19 protein-coding genes are annotated in these 21,831 nt (G+C 67.7%); 14 read left to right on the forward strand and 5 right to left on the reverse strand.

The annotated features are described in order from the left end of the window. Positions 1-255 precede the first annotated feature (255 nt). On the forward strand, positions 256-717 hold the full coding sequence (locus FHS28_RS13505; protein ID WP_184294773.1) for a Csu type fimbrial protein: 462 nt from the start codon (positions 256-258) through the stop codon (positions 715-717). A 54-nt stretch (positions 718-771) separates the two neighbouring features. Here the strand turns inward: FHS28_RS13505 and FHS28_RS13510 are convergent, their stop codons facing one another. Then, positions 772-1,875, reverse strand: a complete 1,104-nt coding sequence (locus tag FHS28_RS13510) for an NADH:flavin oxidoreductase/NADH oxidase (RefSeq protein WP_088451251.1) — start codon at positions 1,873-1,875, stop codon at positions 772-774. A 378-nt stretch (positions 1,876-2,253) separates the two neighbouring features. On the opposite strand from FHS28_RS13510, the gene FHS28_RS13515 reads away from it, so the two are divergent. The 3 genes from FHS28_RS13515 (at position 2,254) to FHS28_RS13525 (ending at position 6,078) form a co-directional block, all read left to right on the forward strand. Continuing rightward, positions 2,254-2,646 (forward strand): hypothetical protein, encoded by a 393-nt coding sequence (locus tag FHS28_RS13515; protein ID WP_184294776.1) that lies wholly within the window; start codon positions 2,254-2,256, stop codon positions 2,644-2,646. A gap of 108 nt (positions 2,647-2,754) precedes the next feature. Then, positions 2,755-3,708, forward strand: a complete 954-nt coding sequence (locus tag FHS28_RS13520; RefSeq protein WP_088451255.1) for a CsgG/HfaB family protein — start codon at positions 2,755-2,757, stop codon at positions 3,706-3,708. Between the two features lie 507 nt (positions 3,709-4,215). Further along, on the forward strand, positions 4,216-6,078 hold the full coding sequence (locus tag FHS28_RS13525) for a hybrid sensor histidine kinase/response regulator (RefSeq protein ID WP_088451257.1): 1,863 nt from the start codon (positions 4,216-4,218) through the stop codon (positions 6,076-6,078). Positions 6,079-6,240: 162 nt separating this feature from the next. On the opposite strand, the gene FHS28_RS13530 is transcribed toward FHS28_RS13525, so the two are convergent. From FHS28_RS13530 to FHS28_RS13540, 3 genes are read right to left on the reverse strand one after another with little or no spacing between them, the layout of a single operon-like run. Then, positions 6,241-7,248 (reverse strand): class I SAM-dependent methyltransferase, encoded by a 1,008-nt coding sequence (locus tag FHS28_RS13530; protein WP_088451260.1) that lies wholly within the window; start codon positions 7,246-7,248, stop codon positions 6,241-6,243. Between the two features lie 54 nt (positions 7,249-7,302). Further along, the gene (locus FHS28_RS13535) at positions 7,303-7,980 is read right to left on the reverse strand and encodes a glutathione S-transferase family protein (protein ID WP_088451262.1); all 678 of its coding nucleotides are present in this window, start codon (positions 7,978-7,980) and stop codon (positions 7,303-7,305) included. A gap of 9 nt (positions 7,981-7,989) precedes the next feature. Beyond that, a complete protein-coding gene (locus tag FHS28_RS13540) occupies positions 7,990-9,366 on the reverse strand; it encodes a reverse transcriptase family protein (RefSeq protein WP_088451264.1) in 1,377 nt (458 codons plus the stop codon). 268 nt (positions 9,367-9,634) lie between these two features. Here FHS28_RS13540 and FHS28_RS13545 point away from each other — a divergent pair, with 268 nt between their 5' ends. Both FHS28_RS13545 and katG read left to right on the forward strand, forming a co-directional pair. Beyond that, positions 9,635-11,197 (forward strand): cation:proton antiporter, encoded by a 1,563-nt coding sequence (locus FHS28_RS13545; RefSeq protein WP_088451538.1) that lies wholly within the window; start codon positions 9,635-9,637, stop codon positions 11,195-11,197. A gap of 316 nt (positions 11,198-11,513) precedes the next feature. Continuing rightward, entirely contained in the window at positions 11,514-13,703 is a 2,190-nt protein-coding gene (gene katG / locus FHS28_RS13550) for a catalase/peroxidase HPI (RefSeq protein ID WP_088451540.1), read from the forward strand. A 119-nt stretch (positions 13,704-13,822) separates the two neighbouring features. Here the strand turns inward: katG and FHS28_RS13555 are convergent, their stop codons facing one another. Next, a complete protein-coding gene (locus tag FHS28_RS13555; RefSeq protein ID WP_088451542.1) occupies positions 13,823-14,014 on the reverse strand; it encodes a 4-oxalocrotonate tautomerase in 192 nt (63 codons plus the stop codon). 271 nt (positions 14,015-14,285) lie between these two features. Between FHS28_RS13555 and FHS28_RS13560 the strand changes: the two genes are divergently transcribed. The 8 genes from FHS28_RS13560 to FHS28_RS13595 are packed head-to-tail and all read left to right on the forward strand — an operon-like array spanning position 14,286 to position 21,818. Beyond that, entirely contained in the window at positions 14,286-14,795 is a 510-nt protein-coding gene (locus FHS28_RS13560) for an RDD family protein (RefSeq protein ID WP_184294779.1), read from the forward strand. A 5-nt stretch (positions 14,796-14,800) separates the two neighbouring features. Next, positions 14,801-15,538, forward strand: coding sequence for an RDD family protein (locus FHS28_RS13565; RefSeq protein ID WP_310736783.1), 738 nt, complete (start codon positions 14,801-14,803; stop codon positions 15,536-15,538). After that, a complete protein-coding gene (locus FHS28_RS13570) occupies positions 15,535-16,503 on the forward strand; it encodes a stage II sporulation protein M (RefSeq protein WP_088451269.1) in 969 nt (322 codons plus the stop codon). Before FHS28_RS13565 ends, FHS28_RS13570 begins: the two co-directional genes overlap by 4 nt. A 55-nt stretch (positions 16,504-16,558) precedes the next feature. Continuing rightward, positions 16,559-17,239: a hypothetical protein gene (locus FHS28_RS13575; protein ID WP_246410046.1), complete on the forward strand. Its 681-nt coding sequence runs from the start codon at positions 16,559-16,561 to the stop codon at positions 17,237-17,239. After that, positions 17,226-18,062, forward strand: coding sequence for a DUF4129 domain-containing protein (locus tag FHS28_RS13580; protein WP_184294782.1), 837 nt, complete (start codon positions 17,226-17,228; stop codon positions 18,060-18,062). The genes FHS28_RS13575 and FHS28_RS13580 overlap by 14 nt, the downstream gene beginning before the upstream one ends. Next, positions 18,059-19,471, forward strand: coding sequence for a DUF4350 domain-containing protein (locus FHS28_RS13585; protein ID WP_088451275.1), 1,413 nt, complete (start codon positions 18,059-18,061; stop codon positions 19,469-19,471). Before FHS28_RS13580 ends, FHS28_RS13585 begins: the two co-directional genes overlap by 4 nt. Then, positions 19,468-20,448: an AAA family ATPase gene (locus FHS28_RS13590; RefSeq protein ID WP_088451277.1), complete on the forward strand. Its 981-nt coding sequence runs from the start codon at positions 19,468-19,470 to the stop codon at positions 20,446-20,448. The genes FHS28_RS13585 and FHS28_RS13590 overlap by 4 nt, the downstream gene beginning before the upstream one ends. Next, entirely contained in the window at positions 20,448-21,818 is a 1,371-nt protein-coding gene (locus tag FHS28_RS13595) for a DUF58 domain-containing protein (RefSeq protein ID WP_221193947.1), read from the forward strand. The genes FHS28_RS13590 and FHS28_RS13595 overlap by 1 nt, the downstream gene beginning before the upstream one ends. Positions 21,819-21,831 lie beyond the last annotated feature (13 nt).

Here is a 21,831-nt window from a genome sequence, read left to right on the forward strand (position 1 = left end):
TGGCCCACTCCCTCCATGGGGGGGGTGACGTCCGTGAAATTCGTCATCGCGTGACGCGTACGTTTGGGATTCAATACCGTTCATCGACTCACAAACGCCTTGCAGCCCAGGTCTGGGTGTCAGGACTGAAGCCTTCACTTCCGTCTCATGAACCCCGTGCTCCGGTTTCGTTCTTCCCGCTCAACTCGACCTCTCTCCTGCCAGCGACTCCTGCGCGCGATGCGCCTGAGCGCAGCTCTCGGCGCAGGCGCCCTGATGAGCCTGCCGACCATGTCGGCACCCAGCAGCGCAAGCGGCAGCCTTGAGGTCGGCGCCACCATCGTGGTGGCCTGCACTGTCTCCGGCAGCACCCTGAACTTCGGGACGGCGATTGATCCGCTGCAGAGCAATGGCGCCATCGACGCCAGCACCAACCTCTCGGTCACCTGCACCCGTACCACGCCTTACAGCGTCGCGCTGAGTGCCGGTGCCCATGCGGGCGGGCTCAATGCCTTTGGCTCTCGGGCCATGAAAAGTGGCACGCACACGCTGGCCTACCAGCTTTATCTCGATGCCGCCCGCAGCCAGGTGTGGGGCAACGGGACCAATAGCAGCGTCTACACCGGCACGGGCACCGGCAGCATCCAGCAACTGACCATCTATGGCCGACTGCCGTCCGTCGCCCAGGCAGCGCCCGGGGACTACAGCGACACGGTAACCGTCACCATCACCTATTGATTCGCGCCGCGCGCGAATTGAGAGGATGGCGAAAGGGCCGCTCCTCTCCCCTGATCACGCGGACGCCGACCGGTAGCGCTCCAGCCAATGCGCATACGGCGCCGGGAGCACCCACGCCGGGCGGTCCTGCTGCAGCTTCATGGCGACGTGGTACGGCCAGTGCGGATTGGCCAGTTGGGCACGCCCAACCATCACCAGGTCCATCTGGCCCGACGAGACCGCATGCTCGGCCAGTTCCGGCGTGTCGATGCCCCAGGACGACGCGACCGGCAGACCGGCTTCACGGCGCACCCGCTCGGCGATCGGACCGAGAAACGCCGGCCCCCAGGGGATCTGCGCGTCAGGCGTGGAAAAGCCGACGCTCACATTCAGCAGGTCCAGGCCTTCGTCCCGCATCTGGCGGGTCAGGCCGATGGCTTCGGCCAGCGTCTCTTCATCTCGCCCATCGAATTCAATGACACCAAACCGCGCGGTCAGCGGCAGCGACTCCGGCCACACCTGACGCACCGCCTTGAGCGTTTCCAGCAGGAAACGTCCGCGGTTGGCCGCACTGCCGCCGTAATCGTCGGTGCGCTGATTGGCATGTACCGAGAAGAAGCTCTGCGCCAGATAGCCGTGCGCAAAGTGCAGCTCCAGCCACTGGAAACCGGCATCCCGGGCGCGCCGCGCGGCGGCCACAAAGGCGGCCTGCACCCGCTGGATGTCGTCCAGCGTCATCGCCTGCGGCACCCGCGGCAGATGCTTGCCAAAGGCCACGGCGGACGGAGCCATCGGCGTCCAGGCGCGAGGATCCCCTGCCGGAATGTGGTCATCGCCCTCCCAGGGCCGATGGGCGCTGGCCTTGCGGCCCGCATGGGCGATCTGGATGCCGGCCACCGCGCCTGCGGCCTTGATGGAGGCAGCAATCTCGGCCAGTCCCTGCGCATGGGCGTCGCTCCACAGCCCCGTACACCCCGGGGTGATGCGTCCTTCCGGCAGCACGCCGGTGGCTTCGACGATCACCAGACCGGAGCCGCCGCGCGCAAGCCCGGCGTAGTGCGCCCGATGCCAATCGGTGACGAAGCCGTCCTCGGCGCTGTACTGGCACATCGGCGGCACCGCGATGCGGTTTCGCAACGTGACGCTCTTCAGGGTGAAAGGGGAAAACAGACTTGACATGAAACTCTCGGCAAAGGGGAAACAACCGGGCGACCCAGGGCCCAACCCAAGGACCAGGCACACCGGGCCAGATCACTTGAGGCCGCCCGGACCGCTTGCAAGTCGCCGAGGCGGTAAAAAGCGGCTCCGGAGTGCGACAAGGGCGCATGTCGGACGATTGCAGGCATCCACCGGTGTTTACCGCGGCCCGGCTCGTCCGCTAGACGAATGGATCACACACCTTGATGAAGGTCCTGGCCAGCCCCAAGCGCCGAGCGTGGTGAGGTCGCCACATCCCGAGGTGGGGACCGCCCCGGCAATGTGACCTTCGTCCTTAGGCATTTCGGGATCGGCTCCTTAAACTTCTTTGCAACTAAAAGCAATTCGGGCAAAGAAACCATGCTTCTCCCTCTCCGAGTCTGGTGGGCTGGCGTGCTGACGGCGGTGTCCTGCGGCGTGCTGGCGCAGGTGCCTTATGTGTTCAGCTACAACCCCGGCCCCAACCGCGGCACCAAGTGGGTGGTCAAGGCCTCGGACGGTCTGACCGAGTCTGCCGCCTCGGTGCTGACCGATGCACCGCGGCCGGTCTGGGCGCGGGTCTGCTACACCATCGGCCCCTCGGACAGCACGGTGACGCTCTATGCCCAGACGGGCACCAAAGAGCCCAAAGGCACCGAAGTCGCCTGGGGCGGCTGTGCCGACATCTTCGGCACCAGCATCTGGATCGGCAATCCACATGGCCAGCCGGTCGGTGGTTATTACGGCATCGCACCGGCCACGCCGGCCCCCTGATCCATCTTTCACGCCTCTCATCCCATCATCCCCCTGGCGCGGCGGACCCGTGGTGTCCTTGCGCCGTCCTTTCGCCTGTTCCCTGAAGAACCCCTCTGGAGGAATTCCATGTCCGCAGTCCTTGCTCCCCTTGCCCGGTCGGTCCTGAAGCCCGCGCTCCTGCTGTCTCCGCTGCTGCTGGCTGGCTGTCTGGCCACCGCCCCGACGATGGGCGAGAACAAGGGCACGGTGTCCGGTGCCGCCGGCGGCGCCACCGCCGAGAACCAGAACTCCCAGCTGGAGCATTGCGACGAATCGCTGGGCACCCTGTCGCTGTACGAAGACCCGGCCGCGCCGTGGTGGTCGGCCATGCGCGAACGTCAGCTGGGCTCGACCCTGCCGGTCATCCGCCTGATGGTGCAGCAGAGCAACTGCTTCGTGGTGGTGGAGCGCGGCAAGGCCTTCGCCAACATGGAGCGTGAACGCGCCCTGATGCAGTCCGGCGAGACGCGTGCCGGCAGCAACTTCGGCCAAGGCCAGATCGTGGCGGCCGACTACACGCTGACGCCGGAAGTGCAGTTCTCCGGCAAGACCGGCGGCGGCGGTGGCGGCATCGGCACCGGTGCCCTGGGCCTGATCACCGCCGTGGCGGCCAGCGTCAACCAGAACGAAGCCTCCACCACCCTGCTGCTGGTGGACAACCGCTCGGGCGTGCAGATCTCCGCGGCGGAAGGCACGGCCAAGAACTTCGACTTCGGCGTGCTCGGCGGCGGCCTGTTCGGCAACACCGCCGTCGGTGGCGGCGCCTATGCCAAGACCCCGGCCGGCAAGGTGGTGACGGCCGCATTCGCGGATTCGTTCAACCAGATGGTCAAGGCCCTGCGCAACTACAAGGCGCAACAGGTCAAGGGTGGCCTGGGCACCGGCGGCCGCCTGGGCGTCTCCGGCGGCTCCACCGCCGCCTCCAAGGAAGCCGACGCCGCCGCCACCTCGACGGCCAAGCCCGCTAGCGCCACCAAGCCGGCAGCCAAGAAGGCCGCGCCGAAGCCTTCCACCACCACGACGCCGCCGGCCAGCAAGTAAGGCCCTGGTGTTTCGGAGCGGCGCGCCGTCCTGCGCCCCCCTCGAGCCTGCTGAGGCGGGGAGCCGGGCGCGCGCTGCACCGAATCGCGGACTTCGGTCCGCGGCGCCGCGACGCCCCGCAACGCACCGCACCCAACGCATCGCCGTGAAGATGGCGCCTGGCCCGGCTGACCTGGGAACCCGGGTATTGCCGCCTCTGGCTTGAATCGGCGTCAGCACCAGCGGCGTGCGTCAGATCGCGCCCGGTGCATGCGGTGACTCATGCCGGTGCATCGCCCTCGCACCCGATGGCCACGCCGATCCCCAGTCCTCTGGCGCGTTGTCACCGCCGCTTACATCCTCGTCCGCTGCCGTACGACGACCTAGGGACAATTCGGATGGCGGGCGCTCCGGCTTCCCCGTGTCCCTTGTTCCGTGTCGCTCATGCATCCGTTCAGGCCCGCCGCTTGCTCTACGGTGTACATCGCGACGACCTCATGTTCCAAATGACCTCCTGAAAGGGGCTGCATGCTTGCGCGCGTCGTTCCCGGCGACCCACGCGTTCTCACCGCGCTGCTCAACAGCGTTGCTCAGGCCTGCGGTGCGCAGGGGTGCGAGCTGGTGTGGGACGGCCAGGTCATGGCCCGCGGAGAGGGCTCCGCCAGCGAAGTGCTGGCCGCGCTGGATGTGCAGTGGGAGCATGCGGAGGCCCAGTTGCGCGTCATGGCGGACCAGGCGCGGCCGCTCACCCGGGACGAGATGCGGGCGTTTCACACCGCCACCCAGACGGTGCAGTCTTATCTGGCGGCCACCGCCCGCGGTGTTGCGCAGGCCGCGGACCTGCCGCTCAGCGACAAGCTGCTGGCCGCGCTCGAATACCTGTCCGATGCCCTGATTCTGCTGCGGGCCGACGGCACCGTGGAATTCGTCAACGCCGCCTTTGAACAGGCGACGCAGCGCTCACGCCGGTCCCTGGTCGGGCGGCCCTATCAGGAATGCTTTCCGGCCAGCGCGCTCCAGCGGCTGGAGGGCGAGGCCCGGCCGGCCCTCCTGGCCGGGAAGCCCTATGCCTTCGAGGACTACATCGAACGGCTGCAAAAGTGGTTTGAGTTCCGCACCTTCCCATGCGCCGAGGGTGCGATCGTGCTGCTGATCGACATCACCAGCCGCAAGTCCGATGAAGCGGCACGTCAGCAGCTGGAAGACAAGCTCCTGCGCGCCCAGCGCATGGAGAGCCTGGGCACCCTCGCGGGCGGCATCGCCCACGACTTCAACAACATCCTGGCGGCCATCCTCGGCCACGCCGGCATGGTGGCGGACGAAGCCGCGGAAGGATCGCCGCTGCGGGACCACATGGACCAGATCCGCCGCGCCGGCTCCCGCGCCCGCGAACTGGTGCAGCGCATCCTCGCCTTTGCCCGTGGGGGCGGTGAGGAATTCAGCCGCCAGCCGCTGCAGCCGCTGGTGCGGGAAGCGGTGGACCTGCTGCAGGCCACCTTGCCCTCCTCGGTGCGGATGAAGGTGGATCTGGGTGACGAGTCCTGCGTGGCCACGGTCAGTCCGTCGGAGATGCAGCAGCTGGTGCTCAACCTCTGCACCAATGCGTGGCAGGCGATGGAAGGCAGCCAGGGCACCATCCACATCCGGCTGCGCTGCATCACCGTGCACACACCGCGGGTCTGCACCATCGGTCAACTGGCGCCGACGCAATATGCCGAGCTGTGTGTCGAAGACGACGGCGCGGGCATGACCGACGCGGTCAAGGCGCGCCTGTTCGAGCCCTTCTTCACCACCAAGCCGCGCGGCCAGGGCACCGGTCTGGGCCTGCACATGCTGCACGGCATCGTGGATGTCCACAGCGGTGCCATCGACGTGCGCTCCACCCCGGGCGTGGGCACCTGCTTCATGGTCTATCTGCCGGTGGTGGAAGCGCAGGGGCCGGTGAAGGTCGAAGCGCTGCAGATGGCGATGCGGCCGGGCCACGGCGAGTCCGTGGCTTATGTGGACGACGATCCCATCGTGCTGATGATGGTGGAGCAGCTGCTGCTCAAGGCTGGCTTTGATGTCACCGCCTTTGCGTCACCGGACGAATTCCTGGTCGCCATGCGTGCGGCGCCTGGCCGCTTCCAGGTGCTGGTGACCGACTTCAACATGCCCAGCATGAACGGCGCCGAGCTGGCGGTGGCCGCACGCGCACTGGATCCGTCCCTGCCCATTGTGGTGACGACCGGCTTTGTGTCGGAAGAGCTGGAGGCTGCGGCGGCGTCGCTGGGTCAGATGGCGGTGCTGCAGAAGGCCCGCTCCTATGAAGAGCTGGCCGAGCTGACGGCGCTGGCCGCGCAAGGCTTCCCCGAGAGCCGCTTCGGCGACACAGGCCTGGCGATGTTGTGAGCCGGTATCGGCTGACACCCCTGACGTGCATCGCGTGCACCGTGCAGGCCGGGTGAGACCCGCCAGCCGTGCAATCCGTGTAATCCGGGAGTTCGGTTCACGAGGCGAGAGCGGTTGACACGGTAAGAGCCGTTGACGGCGCGCGCGTCGCTCAGTCGTCGTTCAGTCGTCGCGCTCGGCAGCCGGTGGGCTGGTGCCCAGCGGAGCGCCGTGCGGAGGGTCGTGCGCAGAGCCGGCCGACAGCGGCACGCCCTCACGCGGCCGCACCACCAGCACCTTCAGCGCCCGCTCCGGGTCCACATCCTCATACGCCGCCGGATTCGGCAGCCGCTGCACGATTTCGAAGCCCGGCGCTTCCGTGCCGATCAGCTCCCGCAGGAAACCAGTGTCCAGCTTGGGTGTGTTCAGGCAGACCAGGGCCTGTCCGGTCGGGGCGACCAGTTCCGGGAGACGCCGGATCAGCCGCGCATAGTCCTTGGTTGCGACGAAGCTGCCCTTCTGGAAGCTGGGCGGGTCCATGATGACCAGGTCATATGGACCGCCCCGCCGGATCTTTGCCCAGGAGTTGAAGATGTCGTGGGCCAGGAACTGCGCACCATCGGCCACGCCGTTGAGCTGATGATTGCGACGTCCGATGGAGAGGGCCCCGGACGCCATGTCCACATTCACCACCTCGGCCGCCCCCGCCTGCAGCGCCACCACCGAGAACGCACAGGTGTAGGCAAACAGGTTGAGCACCTTGCCACCCGGATGGGCCTGCGCCCAGCGCCGCACCCATTGGCGACCCTCGGCCATGTCGAGAAAGAAGCCGTGGTTCTGACCCTGCAGCAGATGCACACCGAAACGGGTGCCGCCTTCCTCCACCACATGCGCCTGCGGCACGCTGCCGGCCATCAGCCGGTTGTGCACACGGAATTCGTCGCGGTGCTGGAAGACCCAGTTCAGCGGCTCCCCCGGTGCGATCTCGGCCCAGCGCCGATGCAGGGCGCTGTCGAGCGTTTGCAGGTCCTCGTCCGGCACCGGCGCAAAACTGGTCAGCAGCAGCACCGGCGGGAAGGCGTCCAGCGACCACTGCTCATGGCCGGGATACCGCCCGCCCCGGCCATGAAAAAGTCGCGCCGCCTCGGTCGGGCGGCGCATCGTGGCAATGTGGTCGAGCAGGGCTTGCATGAAGACGGGACGGGCGCTGAAACAACCCGTCAGTGTAGTCAGCGCGCCAACGGGTCAGGACTTGCCGAGCAGTGCATACGGCCCGCCCTTCTCCAGGGCACGCTGATACGCCGGCCGCGCATGGATGCGCTCGAGGAAGGCGGTGATGCGCGGCTGACGTGCCACCTCGCCGCCGCGCGTCGCAGCGGCTTCCAGCGGGAAGCTCATCTGCACATCGGCGGCGGTGAAGCTGTCTCCGGCGAACCAGTCGCTCTTGCCGAGCTCGGCCTCCACATAGTTCATGTGGTTGGTGATCTGCGGCATCACGAATGACGACTTGGCTTTGCCCGCGATCGCCTTGGCGATCGGCTTGATGAAGAAGGGCATCGGCCCGGCCTCGATGCGGTCGAAGACCAGCTTGAGCAGCAGCGGCGGCATGGCCGAGCCTTCGGCATAGTGCATCCAGTAGCGGTAGCGCAGCGCCTCGGGCGTGCCGGGCGCAGGCTTGAAGCGGCCCTCGCCATAACGATCCACCAGATACTCCAGGATGGCACCGGATTCAGCGATCACCAGATCGCCGTCGGTCACCACGGGAGACTTGCCCAGCGGATGCACCCGGCGCAGCTCGGGCGGCGCCAGCATAGTCTTCGGGTCGCGCTGATAGTGCTTGATCTCGTAGGGCAAGCCCAGTTCTTCGAGCAGCCACAGGACCCGCTGCGAGCGGGAGTTGTTGAGGTGGTGGACGGTGATCATGGGCGCAGTCTACTGAACGAAGGCAATGGCATTGAAAAGGCGCTGCAGCTTCTCCGCACGGCTGGGCGCCACGAACTGCCGGGCCCAGGCGAGCCGGCCCAGCAGGGGTGCCCGCAGCGACATCGGCACCTGGGCCTCATGGCCCAGTCGATGCAGCTGCGCGCGCAGGCGATCGTAATCAGGTCGGGAGAGATGCGGTGTCTCGTTGACGACCAGACCGGTCACCGTCTGCCGGCCGCCGGCGCGCATCAGGCGGGTTTTGTCGGCGCGCAGCACAAAACCCTCGTCCTCCACGATGGCGCGGACCCAGGCATGCAGGCTCACGGCGTCCAGGCCCTCGGTGGTGGGGCCCGAGAACACCAGGTCATCGGCATAGCGCGAATACTGGGCGTTGAAGCGGACTGCCAGACCGTCCAGCCGCAGGTCCAAAGCGAAGGCGCACAAATTGGCCAGCACCGGCGACGTGGGGGCGCCCTGCGGCAGATGCGCGGAAGCCAGCCGCCGGGCCTCCAGCCAGCTCAGACCGCCCTCGTCCCGCAGGCGCTCCCGCACCGCTCGCGGCGTGCGCACGGTGCAGAGGGTGGTGAGGGTGTCCGCCACCGCCTCGGTGAAGCCCAGGGTGCGGAACAGCGCGCGGATGCGGGCTGCGCCGATGCTGGGGAAGAAATCCTTCAGGTCGAATCTGAAGACCCAGGCCTGCCCCGCATGCATCCGGGCGTGGCCGGCGACGTTGCGCCCCGCCACGAAGCCCTGTGCAGCCTCATGCACCGGCACCCGATCCAGCAGGGTGCGCAGCAGACGTCGCTGGACCGCCTTCAAGGCGGGAAGTGGCGCTTCGATCAGGCGCAGGCCACCACTGCGTTTGTCCACCAGCAGGGAGCGGTAGTGCGCAGTCGCCTGGACCCTTGGCCGGTGGGGCGTCGGGTCCGCTTCCCGGAAGCGCTGGGCCGGGCCGGCGAGCACCTCCAGCATGGACAGCTCCAGGCCCAGGCCAGCCGCCAGATCCGCCAGCGTATGCCACGGTGGCAGGGGCAGGTGCTCCAGGGCAAACGGTGGGGGCCTCATGCGCGAGGGGCGAAGCAGCAGACGCCGCACATGGACGGGCGGACGTTCCGGATCGAAGCCCGCCACGAACGCCGGCATGAGTTCCAGGTGATCTGCCAGCAACCGGGGCGTCATCTGCTGCCAGACCGGCAGGCTCAAGCGGGCGAGCTGCTCGCACAAGGGCAGCAGCCAGGCTCGATGCTCAGCGCCGAGGCAGGCGGTGGCCCGACCCAGCAGCGCCGAGGCCGTGCGCCCGCCGGGTGCGTCATCATCGGTCTGACAGGCGCGGGCCAGTGACAGCGCGATCCAGCGGGAATAGGTGAGCGGTGCCGGAGGCGTCATCAATCGTAGGGAGCTGATCAGGGTGACTCCCGTCCACCAACGAGCCGGTCCTGCGATTTCTCCGATGCGCGCAGCGCATTGCCGAAGGCGCGCCGGAATGCCTCACTCTGAAAAATGCCACGGGGATGCCCCGCGGCCCGAAAGCCGAAGCCTTCGACATGCTTGGCGGACAAGAGTCGCGCGGATTATGGCCAAAGAATTTGACAGGTCGGCACCCGACTTGCCCTTGACCGCGCACCAGGACGCCCCGCCTGGCCGGACGCCGCACATGCACACCTTCGAATGGATCATTGCCCTGTTGCTGGGCGCCGCCTTGCTCGCGATGCTCGCGCGGCGGATCGGTGCGCCCTCGCCGGCCCTGCTGGCGCTGGGCGGCATGGCGCTGGCCTTCTGGCCCGGCAGTCCGACCTGGACGCTGGACCCCGAACTGGCGCTGGCCCTGTTCGTGGCGCCCATCCTGATGGACACCGCCTATGACGCCTCCAAGCGGGACCTGAAAGCCAACTGGCGGCCGGTGGCGGGCCTGGTGCTGGCGGCGGTCGGCACCACCGTGGTGATGGTGGCGCTGGTGAGCCGGTGGCTGATTCCGGACATGCCCTGGGCGGTGGCGGTCGCGTTGGGGGCCATCGTCGCGCCGCCGGATGCAGCGGCGGCCACTGCGGTCATGCGGCAGTTGCGGCTGCCGTACAAGGTGCTCAACATCCTGGAAGGCGAAAGCCTGCTCAACGATGCAAGCGCGCTCCTCATCTACCGCCTCGCGCTGATGACGGCGATGGCGGGACCGCCCAGCGCCGGAACGCTGGCGCCGATCCTTTTGATGACGGTGTTTGGCAGTGTGGTGGCGGGCGTGGCCTTCGCCTATCTGCTGCGGCCGCTCACCCGCCGCATGGCGCACGCGCCCACGGCCCTGGTGATCCAGTTCTGCTGCACCTTCGGCGTCTGGATCGCGGCGGAGAAGCTGGGCCTCTCCGGCATCCTGACGATGGTGGCCTTTGCGATGACCAGCTCACGGGGCGGCGGCTCCGCGATTGCGGCGCGACTGCGGGTGCCGATCTTCGCGGTGTGGGAAACCGTCGTGTTTGTGCTGAACGCCTTTGCCTTCGTGCTGATCGGCCTGCAGCTGCGTCCCATCTGGCAGCGGCTGGGCGACTCCGGCACCCATCAGGAGGCGGTGGTGTTTGCCACCGTGGTGCTGGCGGTGACCGTTCTGGCACGGGTCGGCTGGGTCATGACCTACAGCGCCTTCACCGCCCGCCACAGCGGATTGGCCGACAGCGCCCGCACCCATCCGGCCTGGGCGGGCGGCATGGTGCTGTCCTGGGCCGGCATGCGCGGCATCGTCACACTGGCGGCGGCCTTTGCGGTGCCGGAGCAACTGCCGGACGGCTCGCCCTTCCCTTATCGCGACCTGATCCTGCTGAGCGCCTTCGCCGTGGTCTTCGGCACATTGGTGTTGCAGGGGTTCACCCTCAAGCCGCTGATCCGCTGGCTCCGCATGGAGGACAACGACCCGGTCGGCCAGGAGGTGCGAAGCGCCCGCATCCAGATCTACCAGGCGCTGCTGGCGTCCATCGAGCATGACACCTCCTTCCCGGCCGGGCTGCTGCGCAAGGAATACCAGGCGGTGGTGGACATGAATGCGCGCGACACCACCGAGCTGCCGCTGGAGGAGGTGCCCGGCGGGCCGCTGCGTCGGCAGGCAATTGCGGTGGCGCGCACCAAGGCGGTGGAGCTGCGCGAGCAGGACGTGATCGGTGATCACGCCTACCGGGTGCTGATTCAGGAGCTGGACTGGGCGGAGCTGTCGGCAGGAGGCGCGGTGGAAGATTGATCCTCACCATTCGCGGTTGTCAGCCGAATCGGCTCACGTGTGGAGCCGATTCACTGAATCTGCGGCTCCTCTCCGGAGCCGAATTGGCAGATCTGCCGCGCAAGGCCGCTTTTCCCTGGCGAACCCGACTTCCAAGATCGGGTTTGCCGAAGGGTTGGGCGACTACTGCCGGTGCCAAGGGCTGAGCGGCTATCACCGCCATTGAAACTGTTGTGTCCCAGACCAAGATCATCGTCGTAACCTTCGGATCTGCCCTCTCACTGATGTCTCACCGATGTGCGGGAACCTGATCCCGCCACTCACCGAGGAGAAGCCGATGACAACCGAAGCCAAGTGCCCCGTGGCCCACGACAAGCCCAAGACCGCCCGCACCAATTCAAACTGGTGGCCAGACGCGCTCAACGTGGGCCTGCTGCACCAGCATTCCGAACTGTCTGACCCGATGGTGGAAGACTTTGACTACCGCCGGGAATTCCAGACCCTGGACCTCTCCGCTGTCATCCAGGACCTGCATGCCCTGATGACCGACTCGCAGGACTGGTGGCCCGCCGACTACGGCCACTACGGTCCGTTCTTCATCCGCATGGCCTGGCACTCCGCCGGCACCTATCGCATCTTCGACGGCCGTGGCGGCGCCCGCTCCGGCGAGCAGCGCTTTGCCCCGCTCAACAGCTGGCCGGACAACGGCAACCTGGACAAGGCCCGCCGCCTGCTGTGGCCGATCAAGCAGAAGTACGGCCGCAAGCTCTCCTGGGCCGACCTGATGATCCTGGCCGGCAACGTGGCCCTGGAATCGATGGGCTTCAAGACCTTCGGATTCGCCGGGGGTCGCGAAGACATCTGGGAACCGCAGCCGATCGACTGGGGTCCGGAATCCACCTGGCTCGGCGACGAGCGCTACAGCGGAGACCGCGAACTGGCCAATCCGCTGGCCGCCGTGCAGATGGGCCTGATCTATGTGAACCCGGAAGGCCCCAACGGCAAGCCGGACCCGGCCGCTTCCGCCCGCGACATCCGCGAAACCTTCGCCCGCATGGCGATGGATGACGAAGAAACCGTCGCGCTGGTCGCCGGGGGGCATACCTTCGGCAAGGCCCACGGCGCCGGGGAAGCGCACCACGTGGGAGCCGAACCGGAAGGCGCCAACATCGAAGAGCTGGGTCTGGGCTGGAAAAGCCAGTTCGAAAGCGGCATCGGCGCGCACACCATCACCAGCGGCATCGAAGGCGCCTGGACGCCGACGCCCACCCAATGGGACAACACCTACTTCGAGACGCTGTTCGGCTATGAATGGGAACTGACCCGGAGCCCGGCCGGTGCCCATCAGTGGCGGCCCAAGGACGGCGCCGGGTCCACCACCGTGCCCGACGCCCACATCCCCGGCAAGACGCACGCGCCGATGATGACCACCGCCGACCTGGCCCTGCGGGTGGACCCGATCTACGAAAAGATCTCCCGCCGCTTCATGGCCGACCCGGCCCTGCTGGCCGACGCCTTCGCCCGCGCCTGGTTCAAGCTGACCCACCGCGACATGGGTCCGAAGACCCGCTACCTCGGCCCGCTGGTGCCCAAGGAAGATCTGATCTGGCAGGACCCGATCCCTGCCGTGGACCATCCGCTGGCCAGCGAGCAGGACGTGGCCGCGCTGAAGAAGACGCTGCTGTCCGCCGGTCTGTCGGCGCAGCAGCTGATCAAAACGGCCTGGGCCAGCGCGTCCACCTTCCGCGGCACCGACCTGCGCGGCGGCGCCAACGGGGCCCGCATCCGGTTTGCACCGCAGAAGGATTGGGAGGTGAATGAACCGGCTGATGTGGCGCAGGTGCTGGGCAAGCTCACCGAGATCCAAAAACAGTTCAACGGCGCACAGTCCGGCGGCAAGAAGATCTCTCTGGCCGATTTGATCGTGCTGGGCGGGACCGCGGCGGTGGAAGCCGCTGCCCATGCAGCCGGTCATCCGGTCACCGTGCCCTTCACACCGGGCCGCATGGACGCGCTGCTGGAGCAGACCGACGTCAATGCCTTCAAGGTTCTCGAGCCGGCCGCCGATGGGTTCCGCAACTACTTCCGGGTAGGCCCGAGCCCCAGCGCAGCCACTGCGCTGATCGACCGCGCCGCGCTGCTCACGCTGACCGCGCCGGAGATGACGGTGCTGGTCGGCGGCTTGCGGGTGCTCGGGGCCAACTATGGCGGCTCGTCGCTGGGCGTCTTCACCCAGCGCCCCGGCCAATTGACGCCTGACTTCTTCAAGAACCTGCTGGACATGCGCACCGCCTGGAAGAAGTCGGAGACGCAGGCCGGGGTGTTTGAAGGTCGCGACCGCAAAACCCAGGAGCTTCGCTGGACGGCCACGCTGGCCGATCTGGTGTTCGGATCGAATGCGCAGCTGCGCGCGCTGTCCGAGGTCTATGCGTCCAGCGACGGCGAGGCGCAGTTCGTGAGCGACTTTGTGGCCGCCTGGACCAAGGTCATGAACCTGGACCGCTTCGACATCAAGAACCGGGTCTGACGCTTCAGTGTCTGGGTTGAGGCCGGGGTCGGCGTCGGCATGAGGTCGGCGCCGACGCCGGTGTCAGTGTGCGCGTGGGGCCCGCGATCACTGCCGTGCCCCATGCCATCACGAAGGCGTCACTTCTGCTTGTCGCTCCACAGCACACCGCCGGTGGCCCAGTTCTGACGGGCGATGTCGAAGAAGACCACATCCACTGCATCCGGGCTGCCGCCCAGCACCCGGACGCAGGCGGCGGTCAGTTCCTTGGCCAGTTCCGCCTTCTGCTCCGGGGTACGGCCTTCAAAGAGTTCAACGCGCAAGGTGGGCATGGTGAGGTGTCCGGTGAGGGTGAATGGACCTGCCATTGTGCAAGAGCCGCCCTGCCCCTCCGTCGCCGCCCCCTGACGACGCGTGATGAGGCAGCGCGGCGATGAATCGCCAGCCTTTGGCAAGTCGTGACATTCATCACGGACAGCACCCTCTCCCTGCCAAAAACTGCAGCTCAATCCCCCGGAGTGGTGAGCAGTTTCGGCATCTCCACCGATGGCGACCGCCTGACTTCGCTGACAGAATGCTCCCAACTAAAACGAGGGAGTGATCATGTCGGGAAACACGGATCAGCGCTTTGCCGCACCGGAAGCCTTTGTCGAGGATGTGGGCACCTCCGGCGGCGTTCTGGCGGGCCGCGGCGTGCGGCTGGTCGCCGCGCTGCTGGATGGGGTGCTGCTGGGCGGCATCGTGTTTGGCCTGATGGCGGCGTCGCCGACCATCAGTCGCCTCCTGTCGCCGGAAAACCCGTCCTACTTTGCTGTCCATTGGAGCGGTCTGCTCATCGGCCTGCCGCTGTTCCTGCTGGTGCAGGGCTGGACCCTGGTCTCCCGTGGCCAGACCCTGGCCAAGATCGTTTTCGGCCTGCGCATCGTGCGCACGGACGGCTCCAAGGTGGACCCCTTCCGCATCCTCGGTCTGCGTTATGGCGTGGGCTATCTGACAGCCATCACCACCGGCACGCAGATGCTCTACGGCCTGATCGACGCGCTGCTGATCTTCCGGGAATCGCGCCAGTGCCTGCATGACACGATTGCCGACACGAAGGTCATCAAGCTCTGAGCCTCGTGTCCGCCGCTCCTGACCTGCGGGTCGATACGCTCACGCCGGTCGAGACGCCGGAAGGCATCGTGCTGTCCCTGCGACCGGCGGGCCTGGTGTCGCGCAGCATGGCCTTCCTGCTGGACCTGATGTTCCGGTTGATCATCGACTCGGTCCTGGCCGTGGCGTTGTTGGGGCTCGGACGCCTGGGGGTGGGCCTGTTCCTCATCGGCATGTTTGCCGTGGAGTGGCTCTACCCGATTTTCTTTGAACTGACCCGCGCCGGCGCCACGCCCGGCAAGCGCGTCTTCGGACTGCGGGTGGTGATGGACAACGGTCTGCCGATCACGCCGGCTGCCTCGGTCACCCGCAACCTGCTGCGCGCTGCCGACTTCCTGCCGGTGGCCTATACCTTCGGCATCATCACCCTGCTGCTCAACCGCGACTGCAAACGCCTGGGCGATTTGGCCGCGGGCACGCTGGTCGTTTATGCCGCGCCGGTGGTCCTGCACGACCAGCCGCCGGAGGCGCCCAGCCTCGCGCCGGCCCGCCCGCTCAACCAGCAGGAGCAGGCAGCCATCCGCGCCTGGGCCGGACGCGCCCGCCGACTCACGCCGCAGCGTTTCGAGGAACTCGCCCAACTGGCTGCGCCCGTGCTTCCACCACAGGACCCGTTGCAGGCGCAGAACCCGCTGGCGCCTCGCCGCAACGCCAGCGACCAACTGCTGGGCGTCGCCCAGTGGCTGATGGGAAAACGTGCATGACCCCGATCCGATTTGAAGCCGAGTACGGCGTCATGTGGGACGCCTTTGCCGAGCAGATCCAGGTCGCCCAGAACGGCAAGCCGGTGGACGGCGCGTTGCTCGCCGCTCGCTATCGCCGGGTGTGTGAACACCTCGCCCTGGCACAGTCACGCGCCTATCCGGTGCACCTGCTCGCGCGGCTGGAGACCCTGGCGCAGGACGCCCATCAGATCATCTACCGGCGGCAGGATTTCGGCCTCGCCGCGCTGGGCCAACTGCTGCGGGTGAAGATTCCTCAGGCGGTGCGTGATCAGCGCATGTATCTGCTGGCCGCCTTCCTGCTGTTCACCGTGCCGCTGGTGGTGAGCTTCGTGCTCGCACTCACGTCGGCGGACTTCCCGCTGCGGGTGCACAGCGCACAGCAGCTGAGGAACTTCTCCAGCATGTATGCCGACGGCAAGGAATCGATCGGCCGCCTGCGCGACGGCGGCTCCGATGTCCAGATGTTCGGCTTCTACATCTTCAACAACATCGGCATCGGCCTGCGCTGTTTTGGCGCCGGCATCCTGGCCGGTGTGGGCAGCGCCTTTGTCCTGCTCTTCAATGGACTGCAGATCGGCACCATCGCGGGCTATCTGCATCACGCCGGACTGGGTCACAACTTCTGGCCGTTTGTCGCCACCCATTCCGCCTTCGAGCTGACCGGCGCGGTACTTTCCGGCGCCGCGGGTCTGCGACTGGGCCTGAGCTGGCTGGCACCCGGACGGCGCAGCCGCCTGGAAGCACTGAAGCTGGCCGCCCGGGAGGCGGTGCTGGTGATTTACGCCGCTTTTTTCCTGCTGGCCGTGGCGGCCGGCTTCGAAGCCTTCTGGTCGTCCGCGGCCTGGGTGGCGCCGTGGGTCAAGTTCACCGTCGCCGGCTTGTGCTGGCTGCTTGTGGTGCTGTGGCTGGGTCTGATGGGACGGGGAGCACAGCGTGCGGGTTGAAGGTCTGGCGGTCATGTTGCGGCCGCGCAGTCAGTACGAGGCCTGTGACCTCGGAATGGCCCTGGTGCGTGGCCATGCGCGGTCGATCTGGCGCTGTTATGCGCCCTTGCTGCTGGTGGTCATTACCTTTGCGCTGTGCACCGTGGAAGTCGCGGGCTGGTTGCCCACGCTGATCCTGTTCTGGAGCAAGCCCTGGCTGGACCGGACGCTGCTGTTCGTGCTGTCCCGCGCGGTGTTTGGCGAAGCCACCCGCTGGTCCGATCTGTGGGCGGCGCGGCGGCAGGTGTGGGGCGGCCAGTTCCTCCGCACCGTGCTGTGGCGACGCTTCTCGCCGTGGCGCGCCTATACCCAGCCGGTGGAACAGCTGGAAGGACAGACCGGCAGCCGCCGCCGCAAGCGCGTCGCGCTGATGCTCAAGGACAACCGCGGCGCGGCCACCGCGCTGCAGGTGGCCTTCTCGCATGCCGAGGCGGTCATCCTCTATTCCCTGTTCGGATTGGTGTGGTGGATGGCGCCTGAAGACAGCCGCAGCGACGTCTTTGCCTGGCTGGCGCAGACCGGGGACTCGGCCTCGCAACCGATCGCCCACGACCTGCTGCTGGCCAGCCTGTATGCCGGCGTGGTGCTGTTCCTGGAGCCGTTCTATGTGGCGGCGGGTTTTGCGATGTACCTGAACCGGCGCGTGGTGCTGGAAGCCTGGGACATCGAGCAGGAGTTCCGTCGTGCGTTTGTCTGAGGCTGTGCGCAGCGCCGCACTGACCGCCACGCTGGAGACATGGCTGGTGGCCACGCTGCTGGGCCTGGCGGTGCAACCCGCCGCCAGCGCGACATCCGTCGCCCCCGTGGCGCCGCGGCTGGACGAGCGACCTTCCACGCAGGTGGTCATGCTGACCCCGCCCGACGCCCCGGTCCTGGCTGCCAGCGCGGTGCAGGCCGCGGCCTCCGCCGTGGCGGCTGACCGGCAACTGGGCGGCGTGGACAAGGAGCGCCGCCTGCGTTTCAAGGATGAGAAAGACGAGAAGAAGGACGAGAAGTCCCAGAAGGACCTGCCCTCCTGGTGGGGCGAACTGATCGACAACATGGGCACGGGTCTGCGCATCGCCATGTGGCTGATCGGCGCGGCCCTGCTCGTCTGGGTGCTGCTGCGGCTGCGTGACTGGTTGCGGCTGCGCGGCGTGGCGCCCGTGGTGGCCGCCGTGGCGCCGACCCATGTCGGCTCGCTGGACATCCGCCCGGAAAGCCTGCCGGCCGACATCGGCGCGGCCGCACGGACCTTGTGGCAACGCGGCGAGTCGCGCGCGGCCCTGTCACTGCTTTATCGCGGCGCGCTGTCACGGCTGGTGCATGCGCATGCGGTACCGATCCGTGCCGCCAGCACCGAAAGCGACTGCCTGACCCTGGCCGAGCCACGGCTGGCGCCGTCGGCACACCGCTTCCTGTCGCAACTGGTGGCGGGCTGGCAGACGGTGGCTTATGCCGGCCGCAACCTGGACGACGCGGACTTCGAGGCGCTGTGCGCCGGCTTCGACGCCCACCTCACACCCGGAGGCGCCGCATGAACCGCGACCGTGTGATGTGGATCTTCGGCGCGGTGGGCGTGCTGCTGCTGGCGCTGGGCGGGTGGTGGCTGTCGACCCACACCGAATGGGAAGAGCGGCCGATCTGGCGCCATGCCACCGGCGAGGCGAGGACCAATCCGGTCTACGCCACCGAACAGGTGCTGCGCCAGCTCGGCATGACGGCGGAACATCGGGACACGATGAACGTGCTGCCACCGCAGCACGGGCGGCTGGTGATTCTGTCGGACGACTGGGCCGCCGTGCCCGGTCAGGCGGAGCGCCTGCAGGCCTGGGTGAAGCAGGGCGGCCACCTCGTGCTGATGTCGGGGACGGCCTGGCGCAGCACGCCGCTGGCGTACTGGGTGCCGGTGGATGTGAGGATGGTCAATGAAGGTGACCATCAGCCGGGCGGGAAGGATGCGCCGGCCCCCTCCAACAAAGCGCTGGACAAGCACCAAGACACCGCCCGCGCCGACGAGGACGAGGCCTCCGAGGACGACGACGACGCCGACGCGCACGCCGATTCATGCGACGACTGCGAAAACGATTCCGACACCTCGCAGCCTTCCTACGACTGCAAGAACGACGCCACCGCCAACAGCGCGTCGGACGGCAAGACCTCGCCAGGCGCTGTCACGCCCATCACTGGATCGACTCATGCACCGTTGGGCCTGGAAGTCCCTCCCTCGCTGACCCCATGGAAGCAGTGCGGCCTCTTTCAGCCGAATCTGCGACTGAAGAACACCAGCCGAATCGTGAGCGAAGACTGGGCCTGGAGCATCTTTGACGGCGGCGGGACACAGGCGCTTCGCGTGAACGTGGGCCAAGGTACCGTCACCGTGCTCAACAGCATCCCCAACGCCTTCATGCAGACGACCATCCTGGACTGCGACCATGCGCCGATGCTGGCCGCCGCCCTGCAGGCCGAGGCCGGCGCGACCGTCTGGTTCTACCTGAGCGAAAAGCGCCAGGCCCTGGTCCCGTGGCTGTGGCAGGAGGGCTGGATCGCCGTGGTGCTGGGCGGCCTGACCCTGGCCGCTGCCCTGTGGCGCCGGGCGGTCCGCTTCGGCCCCGCGCTGCCGACGCCGCCCCGCCTGCGCCGCTCGATCGGCGAGCAGGTCCGCGGCATGGGCCACTACCTGATGCGCCACGGCAGCGAGGCCCTGCTGCACGCGCAGCAACGCGCGCTGGAAGCCACGGCGGCCCGCCGCCTGGTGGACTACAGCCGCCATCCGCTGCCGGACCGCGCCCGCCGCATCGCCCAGGCGACCGGTGTTTCTGAACACGACCTGCATGCGGCCCTGTCCGCCCGGTTCTGCACCCGTGTGGAACTGCCGGCCCGGCTGCAGATTCTTGAACTGGCGCGACGCCGCCTTCAGACCCACTCTCACGAAAGACCCTCCCGATGATCAAGCCCGAAGAGCTCAAGCTCGCCACCACCTGGCTGCACGCGCTGCGGCAGGAAATCAGCAAGGCCGTCGTGGGCCAGACCGCCGTCGTGGAGCAGGTGCTGGTGGCCGTGGTGGCCTCCGGTCACATCCTGGTGGAAGGCGTGCCCGGCCTGGGCAAGACCCTGCTGGCCCGCGCGCTGTCGCAGGCGGTGCGCCTGCAATACGCCCGTCTGCAGTTCACGCCGGACCTGATGCCGGCGGACGTCATCGGCCACAGCGTGCTGGACGACACCGGCGGCGGCCTGGGCCGGCTGCGGGTGCGCAAGGGCCCGGTCTTCACCAACCTGCTGCTCGCCGATGAAATCAACCGCGCGCCGGCCAAGACCCAGAGCGCGCTGCTGGAAGTGATGCAGGAATTCCAGGCGACGCTGGAAGGCCAGACGCTGCCGGTGCCGCGGCCTTTCATGGTGATGGCCACGCAGAACCCGGTGGATACCGAGGGCACCTATCCGCTGCCGGAGGCGCAGCTCGACCGCTTCCTGCTCAAGATCCAGATCGGCTATCCCACCCATGCGGAAGAAACCGCGGTGGTGGAACTGGTGACCAACGGCCGCGCCGGTCATGAGCTGCCGCTGGATGCGGTGCAGCCGGTCCTGGACGACGTGCAGGTGCAGGAGCTGCAGCGGCTGTCCGGGCTGGTGCATGCCGACACCAAGGTGATCGACTACGCGGTGCGGGTCGTGCGCGCCACGCGCCAGTGGCCGGGTCTGGAATTCGGCGCCGGCCCGCGTGCCAGCGTGGCGCTGATCCGCGCCGCCCGTGCCGTGGCCCTGATCAATGGCCGTGACTTCATCACCCCGGACGACGTCGCCCGCCAGGCTCTGGCCGTGCTGCGTCATCGCGTGACGATGGCGCCGGATGCGCAGATCGAAGGACGCAATCTGGACGAGCTGCTGCAGGCCGCGCTGGACAGCGTGGAGGCGCCGCGCCTCTGATGAACACCGTGCGCCGCGTCATCCTGCCTTCGCGCCTCACCCTGCAGGTGCTGCTGGGCCTGAGCCTGGCCTTCACCGTGCTGCTGGCGGCCGGCATACCCGTGGCCGTGGCCGGCCCGGTGGGGCTGGGGCTGCTGGCCGTGCTCGCGCTGGGCGCCGGGGTAGACCTGTGGCGCAGCCTGCGGCTGTTTGCCCGCGTCGGTCCGCGGGTGGAGCGCTGGCTGCCGGCGGCGTTCGCGATCAACGTCTCCACCGAATTGCGGCTGGACCTGGTGAACGAAGGGCCGCTGAGCTGGAGGCTGACGGTCTTTGACGACCTCGACCCGCTGTTCGACTTCGAGGGCCTGCCCGTCGCGCTCACACTGGGCGCCCACACCCGCAGCCCGCTGCGGTTCCGCGTCACCGCGCGGCAGCGGGGGCTCGCCACCCTGGGACGCACACAGCTGATGTGGCGCACCCGCGCCGGCATCTTCGACGTCCGGCAGACGGTGGGCGAGGCACGCCAGTTGCGCATCTATCCCAACTTCGCGGCCTTGTCGCGGTATGCATGGCTCTCCGGCGACCGGCGGCTGGCGCAGATGGGCATCAAGAATTTCGTCCAGCGGGGCCAGGGCACCGATTTCCGGCAACTGGCCGAGTACCGCCGTGGCGACCCGCTGCGTCATCTCGATGTGAAGGCGTCGATGCGGCATCGCAAGCCGGTGGTGCGCGAATATCAGGACGAGCGGGACCAGTGCGTGATGTTCCTGCTCGACTGCGGCCGGCGCATGCGGGCGGATGAAGCCTCCGAACAGCAGCGCCGCGCCAGCCACTTCGACGATGCACTGGACGCCATGATGCTGCTGGCCTACGTGGCCCTGCAGGAGGGCGACGAAGTCGGCGCCATGACCTTCGGCTGCGACCCGCGCGACCGGCGCGACTACGCGCCGCGCAAGGGCATGGCGACGCTCAATGCCCTGATGAACCAGATGCACGACCTGCAGCCGGGTCCACACCATTCCGACTATCTCGCCGCGGCGGAGGACATGTCCAAGCGGCTCAAGCGCCGATCGCTGATCATCGTCCTGACCAACTTCCGTGATGAAGACGCGCCGGAACTGCGTCCTGCCCTGCAACTGCTGCGCCGCCGCCATCTGGTGCTGCTGGCCAGCCTGCGGGAGACCGCCCTGGGCGTGATGGCCGACCAGCCCATCCAGGGCACCGAGGATGCGGTGTCGGTGGCGAGCGCCCATCTGCTGTCGCAAGCCCGTCAGGATGCCTTTGCCCGCGTGGTGGAGCGGGACCGGCTGTCGGTGGATGTGGAGCCGCAGGCCCTGGCCGCCACCCTGGTGAACCGCTATCACCAGGTCAAGCGCTCGGGGCTGCTGTAAGTTTTCTGAGGAG

Origin of the sequence: Roseateles terrae (genome assembly GCF_014192155.1) — a bacterium.
GTDB classification, from domain to species: Bacteria; Pseudomonadota; Gammaproteobacteria; order Burkholderiales; family Burkholderiaceae_C; genus Roseateles; species Roseateles terrae.